Here is a 6,129-nt window from a genome sequence, read left to right as displayed (position 1 = left end):
TTTGACCAGCCACGAAGTGGCGAAAGGATGTAGCCTCGGGCGTGAGCCCGAGGAACGACGATAAAACAAGGACCCAAAGTCCCGGAGGGACGACAGGTGTCGCGGCGGGCAACTCAGGAATGGGCAGGCGATGAGGGGCTCCGATGTCGAAATAGCATCCAGTGGGAAGTTGCTTGCGTCGGAGATTCGCAGAAAGGTTAAAACATGGGAGGTTAGAAAATGGAAGAACGCAGGCACGTCCAAACATGGTCACGGCGAGCCGCTGCCTCACGCCATTTCCGCTGGTTAGCTACGCTCGCCAGGATGGTGGCATCACGGCGTTAGCCAATGTGGCAGGTAGCCCGAAAGACTCCTGCTGATCCGCGTAAAGGGTATACAGGAAAATGGATGACAGAAAGATGACAAGGCGATTGGCAGCTGACGACCGCGGCGGATCATTCGTGCATCCCCATTTTCTAACCCTTCATCTTTTAACCTTATTCAGGGCCAACCCGTTCGTCAGAACAATTCAGCTTGAGACAATTTTGCTGGCTATTCTTTAGTTGATTATCGCATTACTTGCCGTCGCATCGCATTTGTACGTTCGGGAGATCGCCGATACTTCTTGGCTTGGCTCGCTGCCATTGCCATCGTTACAACCGCTACAGTGCGATCAATCGCCTGATTCCTGCTTGAACAATGGGGCTGTTCGCGAAGCTCGTTCGATATCCGTTGGAGCCGCCCGCAATCGCTGATTAGGGTGAGTTCCTGGACTCATTTTGCACGTCAAGTTTTCGCTCGTGTCCGGCGAAGTGAGTGTGCTGCAGGAAAAACAAAAACACTTATCGGAGAATGATAGGCGATGAAATCGCTCTTTGTAGGGATCGCACTTTGCACGATCATTGGGATGATCCCAATGAATCGTACCAAGGCAGCCGAGTTGCACCGCAACGCCACCTCGGCAAATGAATTGGAAACCGATAGCGTGTCAGCCGCACGTGATCTGTTCGTCCAATCGCTCAAGGCAACCGGCCGCGATCGATTGCTCGGACTGCGGAAATCGTTTGAGCAGCTCGAGTTGGCCGCAGCGGAAAATGATCAATTGCCTCCGGCGTTAACGATGTGGAGTCGGTTGTTGTTGTCGGTCGGTGATCAACGATTGGCGCGGCACGCACTCCAACAAGCGACGGCAACCCATGCGGAAAGTCCCGATGCGTACGTGTTGCTCGGCAATTTGGCTGTTAGCAACGGGCAGCTTGCCCAGGCGAGTTTGTGCTACGGCGAGGCAAGTCGTTTGCTCGCTAGTTGGGACGAAAACCATCCGCGGCGTTCGCCGTTGTTGGCTCAAGTCGCGGCGGGGCGTGCGTCGGTCGCGCAGGCACGAAGTCGGCTGTTGGCTGCGACCGCAGAACGTGAATTGTTGGATCAGTATGAGGCCACAGCACTTGCAAGTTTGCAAGAATGGGCGTCGCTTGATGGCGAAAACGCGGGGGCCCACCAGCGGTTAGGGGAGGCATTGATCGCAGCGGGTAACGTGGACGAGGCGATTGTCGCGTTTGATAACGCCAGGCGATTAGATCCCGAACTACCCATCACCGAATTCCGTTTGGCCAAGGCACTTTTGCAGCAGGGCGATCGCACTCAAGCATTGAGCCAAATCAATCAAGCATTGGCCACCAGTTCGAACGATTCCCAGGTCCGGCTGGGGGCCGCGGAACTGTTGCTTTCACTCGGTGAGACTGAATCGGCTCAACAGCAAATCGCTGCGGTGCTGGAAATGGAACCCGACAGTACAGCGGCAAAATTGTGGTTGGCCCAGACCAAGCGATTTCGCGGAGATTGGCAAGCTGCAGCTGACATTCTGCAATCGCTGAGTACCGACAATCCGGCGAATTTTGAAGTCGCCCACCTACTGGCGCTGACGTTGTCTGAAATCGATTCTCCCGCAGCCCCTCAACGTGCCCTGGCGCTCGCCTCGGTGACTGCCCAGCGATTTGATCAGCTCGATTCTGTTTCGGGGCGTCGCGCGCGGATTTCGCTCGTCTGGACCGCGTTCGTCTCGGGACAAACCGAGGCGGCCAAAAAAAGTTTCACTGAGCTGCTCAAGACAGGGATTTCGTCAAAGCAAGTCAGTGGCGATGAAGGTTACTACGCCTCTCGGTTGTTGGTCGAATTCGGTCGCCCTGAACTAGCCGCGACACTGTTGACCAGCATGCTGCAACGTGTTGAAGCTTTTCCGAAACGGGGGGCGTGCGAGGAATTGCGAAAGCAGCTGCAGTAGTTATTTTCTCTGTCCCGTTGCCATGTCGAGGCTTTGTCGACGCTGATGATGGATCGGGTGGATTGATATTCGCCCTCTGCCCGACGTTTAAGCCGCGTGATGAACGCGGCTTTTTTCGTAACCGCATCGTGTGGGAAATCGCGGCTGTGTCGAAAATTCGAAGACGGTCACAGAATTACAGCGAAATTTACTGTTTTTATTGCGTCAAGTATCGATCTGTATAGACTGGCAAATCGAACCACCCGAATTAGATATTAGTTTTTCAGGATGCCCCCCCGCCGTGTCTAGTCTTCGAATCCGTCGCCGTCGCCGCCTTGCTCTTTTCATTTGCGGTTTGGCGACTTTTCAATCCATCTTATCTCCGGCCGCAGTTTGGGCCGATGGAGGTGGTACGGTGGTCGCCGGTAACGCTTCGATCGCTCAAGATGGAACAACGCTCAATGTGACCAGCCTCAGCGATCGCACGATCATCAATTGGCAAGGATTTTCGATAGACGCGGGGCATACGGCGAACTTCTTGCAGCCCTCGGCGAACTCGGCGGTGCTCAATCGAGTTGTAACGCCCAATAATCCCTCTGCGATCTACGGCACGCTCAACTCCAACGGCAACGTCTACTTGGTGAATCCGTCGGGGATCGTCGTGGGAGCATCTGGGGTGATCAACACCAACGGGTTTACCGCATCGGTGCTGGATATCCCGAACCACGAATTCATGCAGGGCGGCTCGCTGACGTTTCGTGGTGATTCCACCGCAAGTGTCTTGAATCAAGGTACGATCAATACAGGATCCGGCGGGGTTGCGTTGATCGGGGGTAACGTCATCAACGAGGGCATCATCACGTCCGACGGAGGATCGATCTCGTTGGCCAGCGGCGGCAGCGTGACGCTGGCTGATGGTAGCCGTTTTTCTCACGCAGACATGGCCACCATCGAATCGGGGATCAGCGCCTATGCATCGGTCATTCGCAATAGCGGTACGATTCGCGCCACGGGAGCATTGGAAGCCGGCGGCGAGGTGTATTTAGTCAACCCTGGTGGCAAGGTAATGCAACAGGGATTGATTGCGGCGGCGAAAAATACTGCCGCCACTGTCGACACAGCCGCAACGAACGTCGGTGGCAAGGTGGTGGTAACAGGGGATTCCGTGGAATTGGCTGGCGCCACCATCAATGCATCAGGGGATACCGCCGGTGGTCAAATCAACGTGGGTGGTGGTTATCAGGGTGGCGATCCCGACATCGACAATGCGATGGCGACCACAGTTGACGAGCACAGTGTGTTGCGGGCGGATGCTTATGTCAGTGGCGACGGGGGACAGGTTATCATTTGGTCCGATGGTGAGACTCACTTCACCGGAACAGCGTCAGCGCGAGGTGGCACTAGCGGAGGTGATGGTGGTTTTGTCGAGGTTTCGGGCTCTAATGTCTTTGTGGCAGGCTCCGTCGATGTCGGCGCCGATCAGGGCACAGGCGGATTGTTCCTGCTCGATCCGCTAAACGCTTGCTTGGCATTTGACGCCTCCTCGTGTGCGCCGGGGGAGGGATTCGGTGACATCGATACGATCGTCGCGACGCTCAATGGAGGCGGCAGCCTGCTGGTGACAACCGCCGAGGGCGGCAGCGATGCGGGGAACATCCGCATTGTTGACAGCATCGAGACGAACACCAGTGGAACTCAGACGCTGACCATTCGGGCCCACGGAGGAATCTCTTTGGAGAACGGTGCGGACATTATCGATTCCGGGGATGGCCTGAACCTGCGGCTGCTGGCCGATTTTGATGGCACCGGTGGCGACGCGATCACCGTCGGTAGCGGATCGACGATTGACACCAACGGAGGTCAGCTTCTGTTCAGCGGTGCGGATCTGGTGACACTTGGCGGCAGCGTCGCGTCGGGCGGTGGCGATATCACCTTCCTGGCCGACAATTACGCAATTGGTGACGTCGTGAACGCCGGAACCGGAACGGTATTGTTCGACCGGGTCTCGGTGGGCAATTTTGGGCTCGGCTTCGGCGGTGGTAGCAGTGTGGCGACGCTGAACACCACCGAACTTGGCCGCATTTCCGCCGCTGATCTAGTCATCGGTGACCCCACCGCCGCCGACAACAATATCGTCCAATTGGATATCCAAAGTACGTTCGATCTGTCCAGCACCATCACCGGGCTCGTGCAGCTCAATGCTCTCCACCAAGCTGATTCCTTCATCTCGCCCACCGGCGCGCAAACCTATCGCTCGGTTGAGATGAATTCGAATGACGGGATCACGTTCATTCGCGACGCGACAACAATCACCACCGTCGGCGACGCGATCTTCAACGTTGATGCTGATGCCACCGGCGTCTCAGGTGGTTTTGATGATTTCCGCGCGCAAGGCGGAGTCACTTCGATCAACAGTGCCGCGGGCATCATCGTGAACACACCTCAATATACCGAAGTCTTTGGCGGCACGTTGAACTTGGACGCTACAGGTGCGATCACATTTCAACGCAGCACATCGGGAACCATCGGCGTTGGCGGCGGTAGTGGTCTGACGTTCAGCGACGCACAACTAAGCCGGATGAACGCAGCTGCGATCAAATTTGGAAACCCGATTACCTCCAACAACACAACTGCCATCAACGTCGACGACATCGATTTGAGCCAGATTGCCGGCGTATCCTTTAACACCACGGGAACCACCAGCTTCGCCGGTGCAAGCCTTTTCGATAGTGTTTCGACGTCGGGTGGGGTTACGACGGTGGATAGCGGGGCGACCGTTGATGCGTCAGGCACCATCGCCTTGAACACCATGACCGTAAATCTCGATGGTAATTTGACTGCGACCAGCGGAATCGCAGGCAGCGCGACGACGATCAATATTATCAGTTCCGGTAGTGGCGCCGAAATCCAAGACGGCATCGCGGTGGCTGGCACGGCGGGCGCGACCGTCAATGTCGCCGATGGCACTTACGCTGAATCGGTACTGCTCAACAAAGCAAACGTCAGCCTCGTCGGTGGATCCGGTGCGGTCATCGCGCCCTCCAGTCCGGCGGTGACCATCAGCGCGGCGGGGACAACCGTGGACGGATTTACGTATTCCGGCACCTCGGGGTCGCCTGCCATCCTAGTGACCAGCGGAGCCGACGATGTCACGATCACCAATGGCATGATTACCGGCACGACGGGAAGCGGGGATGGTATCCAGATCGATAGCACAGCCACCGCTGCATTGACTCTCGCTATTAGCAATGTGACGATGACGGGGGTGGCCCAGGATGGCATCGGGTTTGACGCCACGCTGAACGGAGCGGACATCCGTATCAGCAACAGCTCGATTGACGGCGGGCGTCACGGCATTTTATTCGGCGGTGCGATCACGGATAGCACGACGCAAATCAATATTGCCAACAACATGTTGATCCAAGGCGCGAGCCAGGGGATCGTCTTTACCAATAATGTCACCGATGCCACGGTCCGCATCCGCGGTAACGGTACGGATGCATCCAATGGCATCCGAGGACCCTTCGACGCGATCGCCGTCAATGGTGGTAGCTTGATCGGAGCCACCTTCATCGTCGGCGGTGATACGGCTGCCGACGGGAACTTCATCGTTTCCTCGAACCAGGCGTTGGACATCGATGCGATCAGTGGCGGTCGCTTTGTGGTTGCCAACAACGATCTGATCCAAGGCAGCGCCGCGATCGAGTTTGAACAGACGATCGATAATGGGGCCGAGATCGTGGTTGTCAACAACGGCGATTTCAGCAGCGGAGGCAGCGGGGTGGATTTCCGTGACGCGGTCGACAACGCCGTCGTCACGATTTCTGGCAATTCCTTTGCGAACACCGCGGGTGATGCGATCCGGTTCGGCGCCACCACTCCGTCGAGTC

The 6,129-nt window shown here is 56.7% G+C and carries 2 protein-coding genes; both read left to right on the top strand.

Features of this window, described 5'->3' with window-relative positions:
* The first annotated feature begins 841 nt into the window (after positions 1-841).
* Positions 842-2,260 (top strand): tetratricopeptide repeat protein, encoded by a 1,419-nt coding sequence (locus ABX962_RS27300; RefSeq protein ID WP_372724155.1) that lies wholly within the window; start codon positions 842-844, stop codon positions 2,258-2,260.
* 280 nt (positions 2,261-2,540) lie between these two features.
* A partial coding sequence (locus tag ABX962_RS27295) for a beta strand repeat-containing protein (protein WP_372724154.1) occupies positions 2,541-6,129 on the top strand: 3,589 nt, incomplete at its 3' end.

Origin of the sequence: Novipirellula sp. (genome assembly GCF_041583735.1) — a bacterium.
Taxonomy (GTDB): domain Bacteria; phylum Planctomycetota; class Planctomycetia; order Pirellulales; family Pirellulaceae; genus Novipirellula.
The sequence above is the reverse complement of the archived record's forward strand: the minus strand, read 5'-3'. Positions and strand labels throughout refer to the sequence as shown.

Excerpts from the sequence above, each read along its gene's own strand:
- ABX962_RS27300 (WP_372724155.1), top strand. The coding sequence starts at position 842 with ATGAAATCGCTCTTTGTAGGGATCGCACTTTGCACGATCATTGGGATG.